The following is an 18,715-nucleotide window of genomic DNA, read 5'->3' as shown; positions in this document are numbered from 1 at the left end:
CGAGCCACGAGCTTCCACAGCAGTACGACTCTTACACGAGCGCGGCTCGCACGATCCCTTCGTAGATCTCCCCGATGTCGCGAGGATCGGCGACGGCCGCCTGTGGCAGCAGCGACGTCTCGGTCATCCCGGGCGCGATGTTGACGTCGAGCACCTGTGGCCGGCCCTCGTGGTCCAGGATCATGTCGACGCGGGAGAGGTCCCGCAGGCCCATGACGCGATGGACGGTGAGCGCCGCCTCGGTGACGCGTGCCGCATCGGCCGTCTCGAGCCTGGCCGGCGTGTAGTACTGGACCCTGCCCGCGTTGTAGCGGGCGTCGTAGTCGTACGGGCCGTCGCAGACGATCTCCACCGGAGGCAGTGCGGTGGCGTCTGTCCCCGTGCCGATGACCGAAACGGCGACCTCGGTGCCCGACACCGCGGTCTCGATCATCGCGTTGTCGCCGTAGGCGAAGCAGTGCACCATGGCGCGGGACAGCTGGGAACGGTCCGTGACGAGAGACACCCCGAGCGCCGAGCCTCCCCGAGCCGGCTTGACCGCGAGCGGCAGGCCGAACCTCGCCACGATGGCGTCCATCACCTGTTCGGCGCCGACCTCACGGAACAGCGACTGCGGCAGCGTGACGAAGTCGGGGGTGAGGACGCCCTCGCGGCCATAGACGGCCTTGGCGACCGGCTTCACCCACGCGACCCTGGCGGCCTTGGAGCGGGTCCCCACGTACCGCACACCGGCCAGCTCGAGCAGTGCTTGGAGCGATCCGTCCTCCCCGGAGGAACCGTGAAGAAGCGGCCACACCACCCCATCTGCCAGGGACGATAGTGTTCCCAACAGGCGAGTGTCGACATCCTGAACCTGGACCTTGACGCCCCGGTCGCGAAGGATCTCCGCGACCCGGCGACCCGAACGCAGCGACACGTCGCGCTCGTGGGACAGGCCTCCTGCCAGAATCAGCACGTCCATGGGAGCCTCCTGAGGTCGGGTGCGGTGGGAGTCATGCGATGTCGGGCGACGGGAACTCGACGGTGTCGCCGCCCGCGCCCTCATCGGTTCCGAAGATGCGGACGGTCTCGAGCTCGGCGTCCACCACGGTGGACAGGCGTCGCACGCCTTCCTTGATGCGTTCAGGCGTGGGGTAGCAATAGGACAGCCGCATGTGGTCGGCGCCCTGGCCGTCGTAGTAGAACGCCGTGCCGGGCACGTACGCGACGCGCTCGGTGACCGCGCGCGGAAGCATCGACTTCGCGTTCAGGCCCGGAGGAAGCTTGACCCAGACGTAGAATCCGCCGTCAGGAACGTTCCACGACGCCTCGGGGATGTGCTCCTCGAGAGCCGAGATCATGGCGTCGCGACGCTCGCGGTACTGCTCGCGGAACTTCTTGATCTGACCCTGCCAGTCGGCGTGGTCGAGGTACGCCTTGATCGCGAACTGGGAGGCATTCGAGGGGCACAGGATCGCGGCCTCGGACGCGAGCACCAGCTTCTCGCGCACGGCGTGCGGCGCCACCGCCCACCCGACGCGGTAGCCGGGAGCGAACGTCTTGGAGAATGACCCCAGGTAGATGACGCCTTCCTCGCTCATCGAGCGCAGGGCGGGCACCGGCTCGCGGTCGAACCCGAGCAGGCCGTAGGGGTTGTCCTCGAGCACCAGCACGCCATAGCGCTGGCAGATCTCGAGGATGCGCGGACGTCGCTCGAGCGACAGGCTCACCCCACCGGGGTTGTGATAGTTCGGCACCGTGTAGAGGAACTTGACCCTCCGACCCTCGGAGCGCAGCCGGCCAAGCGTCGCCTCGAGGGCCTCGGGGACCAGCCCGTCGGCATCCATGGCGACATGCACCACGTCTGCCTCCTGCGCGCGGAAGACGCCGAGCGCGCCCACGTACGACGGGGCCTCGGCGACCACAACGTCGCCCGGATCGATGAAGATCTTGGTGACCAGGTCCAGAGCCTGCTGGGAGCCCGTGGTGACCACCACATCGTCCGGATGCGCAGAGATGCCCTCGAGCGCCATCACCTGCGTGATGTGCTCGCGCAGACCCTCGTCGCCCTGGCCGGATCCGTACTGCAGCGCGACCTCGCCCTGCTCGAGTACCAGCCGCCGCGTCATCTCGGCGATCTCCTCGAGCGGCAGCCCGCCGATGTACGGCATGCCACCCGCCAGTGACACCACCTCGGGCCTGTTGGCCACGGAGAACAGTGCCCGGATCTCCGACGCGCGCATCGCGTGGGCACGGGCGGCATACGAGTCGAACCAGGGGTCCAGTCGCGTGCCGGGGCCGTCGGGTGCGTTCATGCTGGCAAGTCTTTCATGGCCGCGGGCCGATGCGCACGCGTCTCAGTATGCACAGAGGCCGGGCCGCGCATGCGGACCCGGCCTCTGCTGCGCTGACGAGCTAGGCGAGCACCTCGTCGAACAGTGCGCTCAGGGCCGGCTTGGGCTTGGCGCCCACGACCGAGCGGATGAGCTCGCCGCCCTTGAAGACGTTCATCGTGGGGATCGACGTCACGCCGTACGCCATCGCGAGCTGCGGGTTGGCATCGGTGTCGACCTTGACGATCTTGATGCGACCCGCGTACTCCTCCGCGAGCTCGTCCAGGATGGGGGCGACGGCGCGGCACGGGCCGCACCACTCCGCCCAGAAGTCCACGATGACGGGGACGTCGGACTTGATGACCTCGTCCTGGAAGGTGTCCTCGGTCGCGGCGACGGGGGTCGTGGGCACCACGCCTGCAGGAGCCTCTTCGGTGACCACAGCGGCGGGCACCTCGGACTCGTTCGACTCGAGGTCGGCGAGCGCGTCCAGGTAGTGCTGGGCGTCCAGGGCGGCCGCGCAGCCCGATCCGGCGGCGGTGATCGCTTGGCGGTAGCGGTTGTCGACCAGGTCGCCGCAGGCGAACACGCCCTCGACGTTGGTCGCGGTGGTGCGGCCGATGACCTGCACGTAGCCCTCGGCATCGGTGTCGACGACGTCGGTGACCAGCTCGGAGCGCGGAACGTGCCCGATCGCCACGAACAGCCCGGTCGCGGGGACCGTCCGCTCCTCGCCGGTGTTGACGTCGCGCAGACGCACGCCGGACAGCTTCGCGTCGCCCTCGAGACCAGCGACCTCAGAGTGCCAGGCGAACTCGATCTTGGGGTCATTCACGGCACGGTCGGCCATGATCTTGGAGGCGCGCAGCTCGCCGCGGCGGTGGACCACGGTGACCTTCGAGGCGAATCGCGTGAGGAACGTGGCCTCCTCCATCGCGGAGTCGCCGCCGCCCACGACCACGACCTCCTGGTCGCGGAAGAAGAACCCGTCGCAGGTCGCGCACCAGCTCACGCCCTTGCCCGACAGTCGCTTCTCGTCGTCGAGCCCCAGCTCCCGGTACGCCGAGCCGGTCGCGAGGATCACGGCCTTCGCCGTGAACTCCTTGCCGAGCGCGGTCTTCACGGTCTTGATGGGGCCCTCGAGCTGGAGCTCAGAGGCGTCGTCGAACATCACCTCGGCGCCGAATCGCTCCGCTTGGCCCTGCAGCGTCTCCATGAGCTCAGGTCCCTGCACACCGTCCACGAAGCCCGGGAAGTTCTCGACCTCGGTGGTGTTCATGAGGGCGCCGCCGGCGGTGATCGAACCGGCGATGACCAGCGGCTGCAGGCCGGCGCGTGCGGCGTAGATGGCGGCGGTGTAGCCGGCGGGGCCGGAGCCCACGATGATGACGGTGCGGGTGTCGCTCACGGTGCTTCCTTCACTTGAGTGGTCGGGCGCCTGCGGCACCCGGCTTGATAACGAATCGTAGGCGGTGGTTCTTCCCTCGTCCGCGGTCGGCCGATGCGAGGGTCAGTCGTCCCCGGACACGCTAGGTGAGGGAGACGGCGAGTAGGTGAACTCCGGGTAACTGGCGGGTGGATTGTTCCGCCGGTCGAAGTCGGGCTCGAAGGGCGACAGCAGCATCGACAGCGCGACGATGGCGACGACCACGGTGATGGCGAGGAACACGCCGACGAGTACTGGGCCGGAGTTGAGCGGCGCGGGCCGCTGCGCACGGTGCCGAGCGCTTTCTGCGGCGGTGCCGAGCGCGGCCGAGTCCGGCCACCGTCGCTCGAGGCGCTCCAGCAGGGCCTGGGCGGCGGAGGGCGGGACCTCGGCGTTCTGCTCGGTCGTGATCTCCTGCCAGGTCTCGAGCGCGAGTGGCTCATCGGCGTGGCGGGCGGCGGCGCGGCGCGTGTGCTTCGAGTACTGCGCCGCGACCTCGGGCGGAACCGGCACGTGACCGTCCTCCGCCTGTTCTGCGAGCACGGCGGCGCGGTCGACGTGGTCGGCGCGCACCTCCTGTGCGACCTCGGGGACCGCGAGCCCCGCAGCGATGGCCGCCGCAGCCTCGTGCTCCGCGCTTGCGAGGGTGTCGTGGGTGACGCCGATGATCGGGGCCCTCGTGGACCGCGGAGGCGCCGGGGACGCCACGCTGGGCGCGTGGGGCATCCCTCGCACGGCCGCGCGCAAGGAGCGCAACGCCGCCGCATCGGCCGGACCGGCTGCCTGCACGATCTCGGCGAGCGTGTGCGGACCCGTGCCCGCGACTGTGGCGAGCGCGAGGTCCCGCGCGGGGGCCGGCAGCCTCTCGGGCACCTCAGCCGCCGTGACCGCATCGGGATCCAGGCCCGTGAGGAGCGCGAGGTGAAGGCGGCCGAGCGCGACCGCATCGGAGTGCTCCGAGTGACCTCGTCCCAGGCCCGCCTGCGTCGCGAGCTCGCCCTCCGCGTCGAGCCCGGAGACGACGATGCGCCCTGCAGAGGTCACGGTGATGGACGAGGCGCGCAGGTAGCCGTGGTGGACGCCCGCTGCGGCGGCGACCGTGAGCGCTCGGGCGGTCTCGCCGATGATCGAGGAGGCCAGGCGCGGAGGCACGATGCGGTGGCCGGCGACCTCGGCGATCGAGAGCCCGACGGGGCGTTCGGAGACGACGTACGTGATCCGCTCGTCGCCCACCGTCTCGCGACCGGAGGCGATCACTCGGGCGAAGCGGACGTCGCGCACCTGCGCGGCACGTACCGCGGCCCGGCGGACGGCGGAGGGTGCGAGAGACGCGAGGACATCGACGGTGACCTCGACGTCGCGGCGCTCATCATGGGCGACCCAGCGATCCACGCCCGGGAGATCATGGTGCTCACGGCGACGCAGAACGAAGCGGCGACCCAGCGTCGCTCCTGCCTCCACGTCTCATCTCCCCGGTGTCGCCTGCCCCCACACAGGGGACTCCATCCTAACCGCGACCGAGGCGGCGCAGGATCGGTTGGGCGGCGTCTCGGGCCTCCTGAACCCGGAGCAGCCACAGGCCGCCCGCGTACACCCCGAGCAGGATCAGCCCGCCCCCGGCGACCACGGCCACGGCGGCGATCCTGCCGCCCACGCCCTCGAGATCCTGGATCGGCGGCACCGTCAGCATGAGCGCCCACACGACGCCGCTCGCCACCAGGACGGCGAGCGCGGCCTTCGCGTGGAGCACGAGCACACGGCGGCCGTCGAGGCCCCCGATGCGGCGGCTCAGGCCGCCCGCCCGCAGCACCACGCCCACCACATTGGACATGGCGAGGCCGAGCCCGACTCCCACCGTCCACCAGCGGGGCTCGGTCCACAGCCGGAACGCCCAGGCGATGCCGACCCACGCGATCGTCATGGGGATGTGCATGTAGAAGATCGACCGCGCCTCTTCGAGCACGAAGTACACGCGCTTGAACAGCACCGTCGCGCCCAGCGGCACCAGGCCGAGCACCATCGCGCTCATCACCCAGGCGACCGACTGGACCTCCTCGACGGTCGCGGTGATGAGGATGGCGCGCACGATGTACGGCGCGAACAGGATCATCGCGGCGGTGGCGAACACGGTCAGCACGCCCACGGTCCTGAGGCCGTGTGAGAGATCGCGCCGCAGCGATGCCATGTCGCCGCGCGTGACGTGGCCCGCCATCGCCGTGTACATCGCGGTCGCAAGCGAGATGGTGATCACCGAGTGCGGCACCAGGTACAGCGACAACGCCTGGAAGTAGGCGGCGTTTCCCGCGATCTCACCCCCCGCATCGGCCCCAGGAGCGGTGGCTGCCGCGGACGCCACCTGCATCACGAGCAGCACGCCCACCTGCTCCACGGCCACCGCCGCCAGCGCCCAGCTGGCGACCCGGCCGATGACGGTGAGCTCGCCCTTGGGTCCACGCCAGCGCCAGTGCCAGCGGTAGCCTCCGCGCACCAGCGGAACGATCAGGATCAGGGCCTGCGCCGCGATGCCCAGCGTGGCCGTGCCGCCGATCAACGCGATGGCGCCCGGCGTCCACTCCTCCGGAGCCAGCGGGTTGGCCGTGTCGAAGGGCCCGAACACCGCGAGGAACACGAGCAGCCCCACGATCGACACGATGTTGTTCAGCACCGGCGCCCACATGAACGGCCCGAACTGGGACTTCGCGTTGAGCACCTGGCCCAGCAGCGTGTAGAGGCCGTAGAAGAACAGCTGAGGGATGCACCAGTAGGCGAAGGCGGTGCCGAGCGCGAGCATCTCGGGTGACCAGCCGTCGGTGTACAACGCGATCCAGGCCTGCGCCGTGACGGTGAACGCGATCGTGGCGCCCAGGGTGATGACCCCGCCGATCGTGAGAATCCGATCGACCGTGCGCTCCCCACCCTCCCGGTGAAGGGCCTTCACGATCTGTGGCACCAGCGCGGCGTTGAGCACTCCCGCAGCGAGAATCGCGAAGAAGGCGTTGGGCAGCCGGTTCGCCGCGTCGTACGCGTTCGCCGCGTCGGCGTTCAGGCCGATGGCCGCGACCAGCAGCATGTTGCGCACGAGTCCGAGCACGCGCGACGTAGCGGTGCCGGAGGCCATGATGGCCGAGGATCGGCGCAGCGAGTGGCGGGGGCGCGGCTGCTCGGAGCCGGCCGATGCGGGTTCGGCCGGCTCAGTCACGTCCGGTCCCGCGATCGACCTGCGGGGCGTCCTCGTCCGGCTCGCCGGGATCGTCACCTTCGGCGGCGGGCTCGTCGCCCTCGGCCGAAGGCTTGACGTCGTCGCTGGCCTCGTCGTCGTCCTCAAAGGGGACGTTCTCGGTCTCGCTGTCGGGCTCCGTGGCGGGAGCCGGAGCGGGCTCGGCGCGAGTGTCCCTCCGGCCCCGTCTGGCAGTCCTCACCAGCCCGGCGACGAGCAGCAGCACCAGCAGCACCGAGAACACGGCGGTGGCGGCGTTGCCCCAGTCCGCACGCACGCGGACCGCGAACGTCTGCGCCTCGCTGGCCGGCAGGCCCTCCGTGCTGCGCAGTACGACTGCCACCCTCACGTTGGCGCTGGACACGGCCTCGACCGGAACGAGCGAGGCGCCTTCGGCTCCGGCAGGCACGGTGATCGTGGGGGTCGCCAGCACCTGGAGGTTGGGGGAGAAGCTCGTGAGGTCGACGCGCACGGCGACGTCGTGATCCAGACCATTGACGATGGTGACGGGAATCTCCCCCGACTCTGCCAGCAGGTTCAGGTCGGAGCTCTCGGCGATCCGCAGCGAAGCCAGCGTGGCGTCGACGCGCGCGAGCGCGGCGCTCACGGCGGCGTCGCGGAGCCCGGGATCGCCCCGGTACGTGACCGAGGCGCCTTGGAGCAGGTCCGTCCCCCAGTCGGCGAGCGCCGTGGACGGGGAGGTGGTGGCGGAAGAAAGTGTGGTGAGCCTCTCGAGCGCCCCTGCCAGCGCCGCCACGTCTGCGGCGTCAAGGTCGGCGTCCGTCGCCACGGTGGTCGGAAGGGTCACATCGGCGGCGTCCGTCTCCAGCAGCCCTGACACGGGGAGCGGGTCCACCCACGGCGCCGTCATGAGCGACTCGAGGGTGCCGGACGGGGTCGAGGATCCCGGGCGCCACGAATCGTCAATCACGGCCAGCACCGGCGCGCCGTCGGCCTCGTCGGCGAGCAGAGCCGACTCGGCGAGGACTCGCGCGCGTGCGGCCTCGGTGCCGGGACGGTATTCGGTGATCGCCTCGCTGAGGCGCGCATCCGGCACCAGCACCAGGGCGTCGCCCGCCTGGGCGACCGCCGCATCGGCCTGCTCTTCGAGAGCCTCGAAGCCTTCGGCCTCGGGCAGGGCGAGGACGGCGCCGGCGCCGAGCTCGGTGGCCGCCCTCGTGCTGGACGCGTCGATCCCCGAGGGGACGGCGAGCCATGGCGCGGTCCCGATGCTCGCCAGATTGGTCCCTGCGGGCATCGAGAGCGCCAGGTCCATGAGGGTGGTCTCGCCTGCGTGCGCCAGAGACGTGAGGTCAGGAGATCCGCTCGCGAGGCGCCACGTCTCTCGCTCGACCAGTCCGGAGTCAAAGGCCATCGCGTTGGTGACGGGAGCGGGGTCGACGGCGGTCGTGACGCCTGCGACGTTGGAGGCACCGAGGTGGGTGGCCACCCGGTTCGCCGTGCCGGCAGCGGTCGACAGCGTCGTGAGCGTGAGCTCCGGCACCGCTGTTCCCTGCCAGGTGAGGGGGACGGCGTCGACGGCGATCGCGCCATCCGCCGTCATCAGCGTGAGCACGGCGCCATAGACGCCCCAGCGACCGGCGGGCAGTCCGAGCTCGGTGGGGGTGGCGCCGACGGTGATGGTCCGAGAGGCTCCCGCAGCGATGGTCACGCCCTCCGGTTCGGGCTCGGCCGCAGCGTCGTCCTCGTCGCCGACGGCGCCCAGCAGGTCCGCCGGGGTGGATGCTGTGGTCTCGGCAGACGTCTCCACCGGTGGTTCGGGCTGCTGCGCTGCGAGCCGGGAGGAGAAGGCGGACGGGTCGTCGAGGAAGGCGTCGAGCGCGTCGCGGTCTCGCAGCGGCTGGTCGGTGAGCGCGAGCTCGAGCACCACCCCGTCGACGGGCAGGGCGCCACGGTTCGTGGCGGTGATCGTCGCGCTCAGGCGCGCCGAGGGGTCCAAGGCCGGGGAGGCGAGGTCCACCAGCCGTGCCGTCAGCATTCCTGTCTGATCGCGGAGCTCGGGAGTCCGCGCATCGGCCGACGAGGACGCCGAGGGCGTGGGGTCGGGGACCTCCGCACCCACCGCGGCCGGGCCGGCGGCGGTGAGCAGGACGAGGCTCGCCGCGAGTGCGGCGACGATTCTGCTCACGTCGGGATCGCCAGCAGTTGAGCCGCCACCTGGGCCATCTTGCGTTCGTTGGGGAACGCGAGTCGGCTGCCGAGGTCGGCGACGGGGATCCAGTCGGCCACTTCGGCTTCGTGGTCGGGATCGTTCTCGGTGGTGATGATGCCGCCCTTGGCCTCGAGCAGGAAGTGGTGGACGACCTTGTGCACGCGGCGATCGTCGCCCGTGAACCAGTAATCGATCACGCCGATGGCCTGGATCACCTCGGCAGTGATGCCGGTCTCCTCCGCGACCTCGCGGATCGCGGCCTCCTCCGGGGTCTCGACGCCTTCGATGTGGCCCTTGGGCAGGCACCACTCGAGGCGCCCCGCGCGGTTGCGCCGGCCGATGCAGGCGGCGAGCGCCACGCCGTCCTCGACCTTCACGGCGATGCCGCCCGCAGACGTCTCGTTCGACACCGGCAGCTGCGCCGCCCGGAGGACGTGCCCCTCTCCCCGCGACTGACCGGCCCGACGCTGGCGCAGCGAGTGCCCCGCCGGGGGGCGGGGGGTCGCTCCGGGGCGCGGATCGGACGGATGGGACATGCGCCAACTCTAACGAGGCCCGCCGGGACCCGGAGCAGGCCGCGCGGTGAGGGCACGGTGAGGGCCACCGAGCCGGTGTCTGGGATGCTGGTGCACGTGACCGACCCCATCCCCATGCCTCCCATGGACGTGCTGCGCCGCCGCGCCGCGTCCCTGTGGGAGGCGCTGCCCGCCTCCATTCTCGAACTGGCGGAGGTGTTCGACCAGGCCGGACACGAGTTCGCGCTCGTGGGCGGGCCGGTCAGGGACGCGTTCTTGGGGCGGTCCTCCTCCGACTTCGACTTCGCCACCTCGGCTCGCCCCGACGACACGGAGCGCCTGCTGCGGACGTGGACGCGCTCCACGTGGGACATGGGCCGGGAGTTCGGCACCATCGGCGGCCGCCGCGGCGACCTCGTCGTGGAGATCACCACATTCCGCGCCGACGAGTACGACGGCGAGACGCGCAAGCCGGTGGTGGCGTTCGGCGATTCGCTCGAGGGCGACCTCGCGAGGCGCGACTTCACCGTCAACGCCATGGCGGTGCGGCTGCCGGCGCGTGAACTCGTCGACCTCCACGGAGGCCTCGAGGACCTGGGCGGCGGTCTGCTGCGCACCCCGATCGAGCCCGACGTGTCCTTTGGCGACGACCCCCTGCGCATGATGCGGGCCGCGCGCTTCGCGTCACAGCTCGGCTTCGACATCGAGCCCGCGACCTTCGCCGCGATGTCTCGCCTGGCCGAGCGCATCGGCATCGTGTCTGCAGAGCGGGTGCGCGACGAACTGACCAAGCTGATGCTGGGCGCCTCCCCGCGCGCTGGCCTCAGGGCGCTCGTCGACTCCGGGCTCGCGGCGCACGTGCTGCCCGAGCTGCCCGCGCTCCAGCTCGAGGTGGACGAGCACCATCACCACAAGGACGTCTACGAGCACACGCTCACGGTGGTCGATCAGGCGATCGCGCTCGAGACGGGGACTGACGGGCCGGTGCCGGCCCCCGACCTGGTGCTGAGGCTTGCGGCTCTGCTGCACGACATCGGCAAGCCGCCCACGCGGCGGCTCGAGCCAGGCGGCGGCGTCAGCTTCCACCATCACGAGGTGGTCGGGGCCAAGATGACGACCAAGCGCATGAAGGCGCTGAGGTTCGACAAGGACACGACACGCGCGGTGTCGCACCTCGTGGGCCTGCACCTGAGGTTCCATGGTTACGCCGACGCACGCTGGTCCGATTCTGCGGTGCGCCGCTACATCACCGATGCGGGCGATCAGCTGGAGCGCCTGCATCGGCTAACGCGCGCCGACGTCACCACCCGCAACCGCCGCAAGGCCGACCGTCTGTCGTTCGCCTACGACGACCTCGAGCACCGCATCGCCGAGCTGCGCGAGCGCGAAGAGGTGGACGCGATTCGCCCCGACCTTGATGGCAACGCGATCATGGAGATTCTCGGCATCGGCCCCGGCCGCGATGTGGGGCTGGCGTACAAGCACATGCTCGAGCTGCGGATGGAGCACGGGCCTCTCGAGGATGACCGCGCTCGCGCCGAGCTGCTGGCGTGGTGGACGGAGAGGAACAGCTGATGATCTTCCTCGTCGTCTTCGCGGTGCCGGCGCTCACGGGACTGGTGGCGCTCGTCTACAGCGGAATCTGGCTCCTGCGCCCCGACGATCGGGACGACGTCGCTCGTCGATATCCGTTGCGGCTGCTGACGTGGCTCATGGCCGTTCCGGGTGGGCTGGCCTCGGCCGCCGCGGCGTTCTTCGGCATCGGCTTCGCGCTGGACGGAGGCTTCAACGGTGCGTTCCTGGCCGATGTCGTGGGCCGGTTCGCGATGCCCGCGTTGGGCCTGGTCGGCATGGCGAGTGCGATCGGGGTGATCGTGGTCGCTCATCGTGTTGCGTCCCCACAGCGGCGCTCGCGCCCCTGGTTGATGCTCGCGTTCGCGGGCGCACCGATTCTGCTGGTGCTCGTGATCACCGCCGCGTCGTTCGGCGCGGAGCCGGTGGGGGCGTTGTCCGGACTGGTGCTCGCGCTCGGTGCCACGGCGAACGCGCTGCTGGCAGTCGCATCGGCCGCTGCGCCGTCCACCCCACCGCCGCTGACCCCACCGCCGCTGACCCCGCCCCCGCCTCCCCTGTAGGAAGGTTCTGTACCCAGAACGACTTCGGAGCGCGTCGTGTGGGAACGTTTTCCACAGGTTCGCTCAACGCCCCTGTTGGCATGAGGCCTGCGCGGCTAGTCATGATCCATGTCGATCAGGGGTCTCATCGCCGAGGCGCAACGCCTCCCTCGCCCCTTCACCGTGGACGAGGTGCGCGGTCTCGCCACTCCGCGCGGAATCGAGGCAGCTGTCGCGCGTGGCGAACTCGTCCGCGTGGCACCGGGCCACTACGCGAGCGCCCTCCATAGTGAGTCGTGGTCGGTGCGATCGCTCGCGGCATGCGCGTGGATGCCTTCCGGAAGCGCGCTCACCGGCCGGGGTGCACTCTTTGAGCGGGGAATTCTGGAGCAGGCGCCCGACGTCGCGGACGTCGTCGTCCCGCGAGGGTGTCACCGCCGCGGCCCAGACTGGGTGCGCGTCGTGAGTCAGACGCATCCGATCAGCGCTGAACTGATGCCACGAGGCACCGTCACCGCCGATGCGCCACTCGCCTTGATCCACGCGTTTGCCCGGGAGCCGGAGTACTCACGCGAGTCGCTCGTCTACGGGGCGTGTGCCGCCGGCCGTATCGATCCGGGCACGGTGACCGAGCTCGTCGACCGTCTGCCACGTGTGAGGGGACGGCGCCGACTCGTGCGACTTCTCGGAAATGCTGCGGACGGCATCGAGAGCCACCTCGAACTCCAAGGCGCCACCACCGTGCTGACCGGCGCTGCCTTCGCGAACATCGTGCGCCAGCACCGCCTCACTGTTCGTCGCGATTCGTACCGGGTGGATGCCTACGATCCGCCCACGCGCACGGCATTCGAGTTCGATGGCGGACAGTGGCACTCGCGACCGTCGCAGCGAGTGAGAGATCTGCGGCGGGATGCGGTGTTGACCTCGGCCGGGATCGCGACGGTGAGGTTCGGCTACTGGGACGTGGTCGAGCGTCCGCAATGGTGTCGCGCGATCGCGCTCCGGACGCTCGCTGAGCGTGCGGCGTGAACAAGACCTTCCTACAAGGCGCACCGCCACGACGTTCTGTGTACAGAACCTTCCTACAAGGGGCTGGGGTGCTGGGCTGCTGGGGTGCCGGGGCGGGTCAGCGCGCCAGGACGGGCGACGGCTCGCGGGGGGCGCGTGCGAACACCAGCGCCGTCAGCACGTACAGCCCCACGAGCACCGCCATCACGGCACGCGAGTAGCCGTCGTCCGGCAGCACCAGACCGCCAATGACCGCACTGGAGATGAACGCCACGTTGTAGGCCATGTCGTAGAGGGTGAAGGCGCGGCCGCGCACCTCGTCCTCGGTGTCGCGCTGCACGATGGTGTCCACCGCGATCTTGGCGCCCTGGACCGCGAAGCTCACGACCACGGCGGCGGTGAAGAGCGACCACGGCTCCATGGAGAGCGCAAGGGCGGTCTGGCCGACGGCTCCGACCCCCAGGCACAGCACGATCCACTGGTGGCGGGTGAAGCGCGACCCGAACACCGGCGTCAGCACCGCGGCGGCCCCGAACCCCACGGCGGCGAAGGCGATCACGAGCGTGAAGTTTCCCAGCGCCTGCTCGGGACGGTCGGGGTCGCCCAGCACGTGGCGCGAGATCAGAATCGACGCGACGAACATCACGCCGTACAGCAGCCGCTGCGCCGCCATCACGAGTAGCGCGTGGAACGGCGTGACGCGTGCATGCAGATACCGGACCGCCGCCGCGAGCTCCGTGCCGAGCTCACGCACCTGGGCCCCGAGTCGCAGCTGCTCGAGCGGGTGCACGGGTCCGAGGGCGCGCCGCCCCAGCAGCAGCGTCGCCCACGAGGCGAGGCCGAAGGCGATGCCACCGCCCACCAGCGCAGCGAATGCGAGGCTCGCATCAGAGGCCTGTGGCGCGACGAACGTCACGATCCCGCCGATGGCGCCTCCCACGGCCGCCGCCACCGTGCCGAGCGTGGGCTGGATCGCGTTGGCGGCGAGCAGGTCCTCGGTCGCGACCACCCGCGGGATCCCGGCGGACATCGCCGCGAGCAGGAACCGGTTGACCGAGAGCGTGAGGAGCGCCACCACGTACAGCGTCCACACCGGTGCGCCCCCCAGCAGCAGCGCGCACAGCGTGCCGACCAGAGCGAGCCGCACCATGTTGCCGACGAGCAGGATGCGCTGACGCTGCCATCGATCGATGAGCGGTCCCACGAACGGCCCGACCAGCGTGAAAGGCGCGAGCAGCACCGCGAAGCCGGCCGCGATCGCGCCGGGCGTCGCCGCCGTCGTGGGGTCGAAGAAGAAGGCCGCCGCGATGCCCACCTGGAACATCCCGTCGCCGCCCTGCGAGAGCAGCCGCACATACGTCAGACGGCGAAAGCCATCCGAGCGCCACAGCCGGGAGAGATCGCGCGCGAACGACATGGCGTCAGCCTAGAGCCCCCGGCGACGGCGGCAGAGCGCTTGCTTTCATGCGGCCGATGCGCGGGCCGGGCCCGGCGATCGCGCACCACCGGGGTGCGCCGGAGGGCGACGGCGCGCGGGCGGCGGACTGCGCGGCCACGCATCGCCCTGGCTGAGGGGTGAACCCGCTACGCTCGCGACCAGGCGCCGGTGGCGGCACGCAACTATTCGACCGTTGAGGGGATTCACCGTGGGATTCGGACAGGCAATCAAGAACTGCTTCGGCAAGTACGCGACATTCGAGGGACGCGCACGCCGCTCGGAGTTCTGGCTCTTCTATCTGTTCACGCAGTTCGTGTCGATCCTGGGCTTCGGACTCGTGATGGTGACCGCGCTGACGGTGATGCCCACGTCAGAGGTCGAGGCTGACCCGTCCGGGGCCGCGCTCGCGGTCTTCTTCGTGGTGATCGGCATCGTGGTAATCGCTGCGCTCGCGCTGATCATCCCGGTGTACGCCGCGTGGGCACGCCGCCTGCACGACATGGGCCAGTCCGGTCACTGGCTGTGGCTGAACCTCGTGAGCCTTGGCATCGTGCCGTTGATCATGGCCTTCATGGACTCGCAGCCCGGCACCAACCGGTGGGGCGCCGATCCCAAGGCCGCGGAGCGCGGTCAGTACGGCGGCTATGAGCAGGCGCAGTACGGCCAGGCGCAGCCCGGCCAGGCACCGGGCGGCTACCTGCCTCCCCAGCCCCCCGCGCCCACGCAGTAGGGCGCTGCCCGCGCATCGGCCCTTCGTTCGGGTGGGTGCCGGAGGCGCCCGGGCCTTCCAGACGGCCGATGCGCGGATTAGCCTGTGCGCATGATCACCGGAGAGTCCCTGCTCGCGTTCGTCGCGCTCGCAAGCGTGCTCGTTGCGATCCCCGGACCCAGCGTGCTGTTCATCGTCGGTCGTGCGCTCCAGCACGGTCGCCGCGGAGCACTGCTCTCGGTGCTGGGCAACGCAGGCGGATTCGTGGTGCATGCGGTGCTCGTTGCTGCGGGGGTCGGGGCCCTCGTGGCGGCGTCCGCCACGGCCTTCACCGTGCTGAAGATCGCCGGCGGCATCTACCTCGTGTACCTAGGGCTGCAAGCGATCCGCCATCGCCGCGACGGTCTCGGTGACCCGAGCGTGGTGGACCCCGACGACGGGACGTTTCCTCCGCTCAGCGTGAGACGGGCGCTGTCCGAGTCGTTCCTCGTGGGCGTCGCCAACCCCAAGACCCTGGTGTTCATGGTGGCGGTGCTGCCGCAGTTCGTGGATCCCGCACGAGGCCCGGCATGGCCGCAGATCCTGGAGCTCGGCGTGGTGTTCGCGCTCATGGCGGTGCTCGTCGACAGCGTGTGGGCGCTCGCGGCAGCTCGGGCACGGGGGTGGATCGCCTCGTCCCCCGCGCGGGTGGCCCGGGTGCGCGCGGCTGGCGGCGGGATGCTGGCGGCGCTCGGCGTGGTGCTGATGGCGTCGCGTCGTGCCGCCTGACTGCTCTGCTGCGTGACCGCCGCGCCATTCCCACTTCCACTGAGCGCGAACGAACGTGCATCCGATGCGTGGACGGGGCATGGTGGAGCCATGACTTCTACTCCCCAGCGCATCGCCATTGTGGGCGGCCACGGCAAGATCGCCCTCCAGCTCATTCCGATCCTGAAGGGCCGCGGCAAGACCGTCGTCCCCCTGGCTCGCAAGCAGCAGCAGCTGCTCGACCTCGCCGCGATGGGCACCGAGCCCCGCCTGCTCGACATCGAGGCGGCGTCCGAGGAGGACTTCGCCCAGGCCTTCGAGGGCTGTGACGCCGTGGTGTTCGCGGCCGGCGGCGGCCCTGACGGCGACATCGACCGCAAGCGCACCGTCGACCTCGAGGGTTCGCTCAAGTCGATCGCGGGCGCGAAGGCCGCCGGCATCGAGCGGTTCGTGCAGATCTCCGCGTTCGGCGTGGACAACCCTGTGCCCGACGACACGGAGCCCGTGTGGAAGGCCTACGTCGACGCCAAGCGCGACGCGGATGCTGCGCTGCGCGACTCCGGGCTGTCGTGGACCATCATCCGCCCCGGCGGACTCACCGACGGCGCGGCGACCGGCAAGATCGCCCTGTCCGAGTCCGTCGACCAGGGCCAGATCCCGCGGGCCGACGTGGCCCACGTGCTCGCCGACTGCCTGGACCAGCCCGCATCGGCCGGCAAGCAGTGGGAGGCCGTGAGCGGCGAGACGCCCATCCCCGCCGCCATCGAGCGCGAGGTCGCGTGAGCGTAACTAGCGCAGTCGCGTGAGTGCAATCAACGCAGTCGCGTGAGCGCAATTCGCTCAGTCGCGTGAGCGCAGTCGACGCAGTCGCGTCGGCGCTCGCGACACCGCCACAGCGAAAGGGCCCGGTCACCGTGATGGTGACCGGGCCCTTTCGCTGTGTGACGACCGAACTACCGCTCGATGTCTGAACTACCGCTCGATGTCTCCGGCGATGAAGGCCTCGAGCTGGACGCGGCCCTTGGTGTCTTCCATCTGCACGGGCGGCGACTTCATGAAGTAGGTCGAGGCCGAGAGGATCGGCCCGCCGACGCCGCGGTCCTTGGCGATCTTCGCGGCGCGGATCGCGTCGATGATGATGCCGGCGGAGTTGGGCGAGTCCCACACCTCGAGCTTGTACTCGAGCGTGAGGGGCACCTCGCCGAACGCGCGGCCCTCGAGGCGCACGTACGCCCACTTGCGGTCATCGAGCCAGGCGACGTAGTCGGACGGGCCGATGTGCACGTCGCGCGAGTCCTTGAGGTCCTTGAGCGAGCCCTCGAGGTTGGACGTGACGGCCTGGGTCTTCGAGACCTTCTTGGACTCGAGGCGGTCGCGCTCGAGCATGTTCTTGAAGTCCATGTTGCCGCCGACGTTCAGCTGGTACGTGCGGTCCAGCGTGACGCCGCGGTCCTCGAACAGGCGGGCCATGACGCGGTGCGTGATGGTGGCGCCCACCTGGGACTTGATGTCGTCGCCCACGATCGGCACGCCGGCGTCCTCGAACTTCTTGGCCCACACGGGGTCGGAGGCGATGAACACCGGGAGGGCGTTCACGAACGCCACGTTCGCGTCGATGGCGCACTGCGCGTAGAACTTGGCGGCCTCTTCGGAGCCCACGGGCAGGTAGCAGACGAGCACGTCGGCTTCCGTCTCACGCAGCACCTGCACGACGTCGACGGGGGCGTCGTCCGACTCCGTGATGGTCTCCCTGTAGTACTTGCCGAGACCGTCGAGGGTGTGGCCGCGCTGCACCTGGATGTCCGTCTTGGGGACGTCGCAGATCTTGATGGTGTTGTTCTCGGAGGACTGAGTGGCCTCGACGAGCTCCTTGCCGACCTTCAGCGAGTCGACGTCGAACGCTGCCACGAACTCGATGTCCGAGATGTGGTAGTCGCCGAACTGAACGTGCATGAGGCCGGGAACGGTCTCGCCTGCGACGCGGTCCTTGTAGAACTCCACGCCCTGGACGAGGGACGTCGCGCAGTTTCCGACGCCGACGATGGCGACGCGAAGTGCAGCCATGATTTCTCCTTAGTTGTTGCCCGCGGAAGCGGTGTTGTTGGTGTCTCCGCGGGTCGCGGATCGTTCGTTCTCAATGAGCCGGTCGAGCCATTCGACCTCCCGCTCGACCCGTTCGAGGCCGTGACGGTGAAGCTCGGTGGTGTAGGCGTCGTGACGTTCGCGTACGCGCTGGAGGCCCTCGGCGACCTCCTCGAGCCGCTCGGCGAGGCGCGATCGGCGCCCCTCGAGAATGCGCAGGCGGGTCACGGAATCGGTGCGCTCGAACATCGAGAAGCGCACGTCGAAGGCATCGTCGTCCCACGAGGAGGCGCCCGAGCTCGCGAGTTCCTCCTCCAACCGGGCCTTGCCGGCGTCGGTCAGCTGATACGAGATGCGGGAGCGCTTCGAGGCGGTGGCGCGGATCACGCTGTCGTCACGGTCGTCGGTGGCGATGAGGCCCTCGCCGACCATGCGCTTGAGGCACGGGTACAGCGAGCCGTAGCTGAGGGCACGGAACGGGCCGAGCTCGTTGCCGAGTCGCTTGCGGATCTGATAGCCGTGCAACGGCTGCTCGGAGAGCATGCCGAGGATTGCCAGTGACAGGACGTCAGTCTTGGCCACGGGCCCTCCTCTCGTTCGTTGCTCGATGCGGGTGCTGCCAGGGCGGCGACCGCCGCAGCAGACGCTCACCATAGCAGTTGGTTGTATCGACACGATACATCGGCTAGCGTTCCTGTGCGAGGGCGCGCAGGCCGGGCCACGATTCGACGTCGTCGCGCGTTACTGACGTGACCACCGCATCGGCCGCCTTCCAAGCGCCGATGCCACGGCGGGCCGTTCCCCTGGCTCGCCCCGATCTCCCTAGGGTGAGAAGACAGTGACCGATTCGAGCAGGCCGCAGCGGCCGACCCCGCAGCGCAGAAGCACGCGTTCCACCACCGGAGCGCAGCCGACGCGCGCCTCGACGGGCGTGAGGCGTGACTCGTCCGGCGCACCCGCGAACGGCATCCCGC

At 70.1% G+C, this 18,715-nt stretch carries 16 protein-coding genes; 6 read left to right on the top strand and 10 right to left on the bottom strand.

Translation table 11 applies throughout. The features are described from left to right. Window positions 1–31: 31 nt before the first annotated feature. From QQX02_RS06115 to QQX02_RS06080, 7 genes are all read right to left on the bottom strand, one after another. Complete coding sequence (locus QQX02_RS06115; protein ID WP_301141905.1) at window positions 32–961, bottom strand: D-alanine--D-alanine ligase family protein; 930 nt, start codon at window positions 959–961, stop codon at window positions 32–34. A gap of 31 nt (window positions 962–992) precedes the next feature. Continuing rightward, window positions 993–2,294 carry an aminotransferase-like domain-containing protein gene (locus QQX02_RS06110; protein WP_301141904.1) on the bottom strand — a complete coding sequence of 434 codons (1,302 nt, stop codon included), beginning with the start codon at window positions 2,292–2,294 and terminating at the stop codon, window positions 993–995. Between the two features lie 100 nt (window positions 2,295–2,394). Further along, window positions 2,395–3,759 (bottom strand): thioredoxin-disulfide reductase, encoded by a 1,365-nt coding sequence (gene trxB / locus QQX02_RS06100; protein WP_436968503.1) that lies wholly within the window; start codon window positions 3,757–3,759, stop codon window positions 2,395–2,397. A gap of 63 nt (window positions 3,760–3,822) precedes the next feature. Beyond that, window positions 3,823–5,130, bottom strand: coding sequence for a protein kinase family protein (locus QQX02_RS06095; protein WP_301141903.1), 1,308 nt, complete (start codon window positions 5,128–5,130; stop codon window positions 3,823–3,825). 115 nt (window positions 5,131–5,245) lie between these two features. Further along, window positions 5,246–6,937 carry a murein biosynthesis integral membrane protein MurJ gene (gene murJ, locus QQX02_RS06090; protein ID WP_301141902.1) on the bottom strand — a complete coding sequence of 564 codons (1,692 nt, stop codon included), beginning with the start codon at window positions 6,935–6,937 and terminating at the stop codon, window positions 5,246–5,248. Further along, window positions 6,930–9,104: a DUF6049 family protein gene (locus QQX02_RS06085; RefSeq protein ID WP_301141901.1), complete on the bottom strand. Its 2,175-nt coding sequence runs from the start codon at window positions 9,102–9,104 to the stop codon at window positions 6,930–6,932. The genes murJ and QQX02_RS06085 overlap by 8 nt, the downstream gene beginning before the upstream one ends. Further along, window positions 9,101–9,664 (bottom strand): NUDIX hydrolase, encoded by a 564-nt coding sequence (locus QQX02_RS06080; RefSeq protein WP_301141900.1) that lies wholly within the window; start codon window positions 9,662–9,664, stop codon window positions 9,101–9,103. The genes QQX02_RS06085 and QQX02_RS06080 overlap by 4 nt, the downstream gene beginning before the upstream one ends. 114 nt (window positions 9,665–9,778) lie before the next feature. Between QQX02_RS06080 and QQX02_RS06075 the strand changes: the two genes are divergently transcribed. From QQX02_RS06075 to QQX02_RS06065, 3 genes are all read left to right on the top strand, one after another. After that, window positions 9,779–11,218, top strand: coding sequence for a CCA tRNA nucleotidyltransferase (locus QQX02_RS06075; protein ID WP_436968522.1), 1,440 nt, complete (start codon window positions 9,779–9,781; stop codon window positions 11,216–11,218). Next, the gene (locus tag QQX02_RS06070; protein WP_301141892.1) at window positions 11,218–11,778 is read left to right on the top strand and encodes a hypothetical protein; all 561 of its coding nucleotides are present in this window, start codon (window positions 11,218–11,220) and stop codon (window positions 11,776–11,778) included. Before QQX02_RS06075 ends, QQX02_RS06070 begins: the two co-directional genes overlap by 1 nt. Window positions 11,779–11,886: 108 nt before the next feature. Beyond that, entirely contained in the window at window positions 11,887–12,786 is a 900-nt protein-coding gene (locus QQX02_RS06065; RefSeq protein WP_301141890.1) for a PDDEXK family nuclease, read from the top strand. A gap of 97 nt (window positions 12,787–12,883) precedes the next feature. On the opposite strand, the gene QQX02_RS06060 is transcribed toward QQX02_RS06065, so the two are convergent. Then, window positions 12,884–14,182 (bottom strand): MFS transporter, encoded by a 1,299-nt coding sequence (locus QQX02_RS06060; RefSeq protein ID WP_301141889.1) that lies wholly within the window; start codon window positions 14,180–14,182, stop codon window positions 12,884–12,886. A gap of 229 nt (window positions 14,183–14,411) precedes the next feature. On the opposite strand from QQX02_RS06060, the gene QQX02_RS06055 reads away from it, so the two are divergent. From QQX02_RS06055 to QQX02_RS06045, 3 genes are all read left to right on the top strand, one after another. Then, window positions 14,412–14,933: a DUF805 domain-containing protein gene (locus QQX02_RS06055; protein WP_301141887.1), complete on the top strand. Its 522-nt coding sequence runs from the start codon at window positions 14,412–14,414 to the stop codon at window positions 14,931–14,933. A 90-nt stretch (window positions 14,934–15,023) separates the two neighbouring features. After that, window positions 15,024–15,680: a LysE family translocator gene (locus QQX02_RS06050; RefSeq protein ID WP_301141885.1), complete on the top strand. Its 657-nt coding sequence runs from the start codon at window positions 15,024–15,026 to the stop codon at window positions 15,678–15,680. 90 nt (window positions 15,681–15,770) lie between these two features. Beyond that, window positions 15,771–16,442 (top strand): SDR family oxidoreductase, encoded by a 672-nt coding sequence (locus tag QQX02_RS06045; protein WP_301141883.1) that lies wholly within the window; start codon window positions 15,771–15,773, stop codon window positions 16,440–16,442. A gap of 189 nt (window positions 16,443–16,631) precedes the next feature. Here QQX02_RS06045 and QQX02_RS06040 read toward each other — a convergent pair whose 3' ends face one another. Both QQX02_RS06040 and QQX02_RS06035 read right to left on the bottom strand, forming a co-directional pair. Further along, on the bottom strand, window positions 16,632–17,723 hold the full coding sequence (locus QQX02_RS06040) for an inositol-3-phosphate synthase (protein ID WP_301141882.1): 1,092 nt from the start codon (window positions 17,721–17,723) through the stop codon (window positions 16,632–16,634). 9 nt (window positions 17,724–17,732) lie between these two features. Next, on the bottom strand, window positions 17,733–18,323 hold the full coding sequence (locus QQX02_RS06035) for a PadR family transcriptional regulator (protein ID WP_301141880.1): 591 nt from the start codon (window positions 18,321–18,323) through the stop codon (window positions 17,733–17,735). Window positions 18,324–18,715 lie beyond the last annotated feature (392 nt).

Source organism: Demequina muriae, from assembly GCF_030418295.1.
GTDB lineage: Bacteria > Actinomycetota > Actinomycetes > Actinomycetales > Demequinaceae > Demequina > Demequina muriae.
Note: the sequence above shows the minus strand (reverse complement) of the source record. Positions and strands in the feature narration are given on the sequence as shown.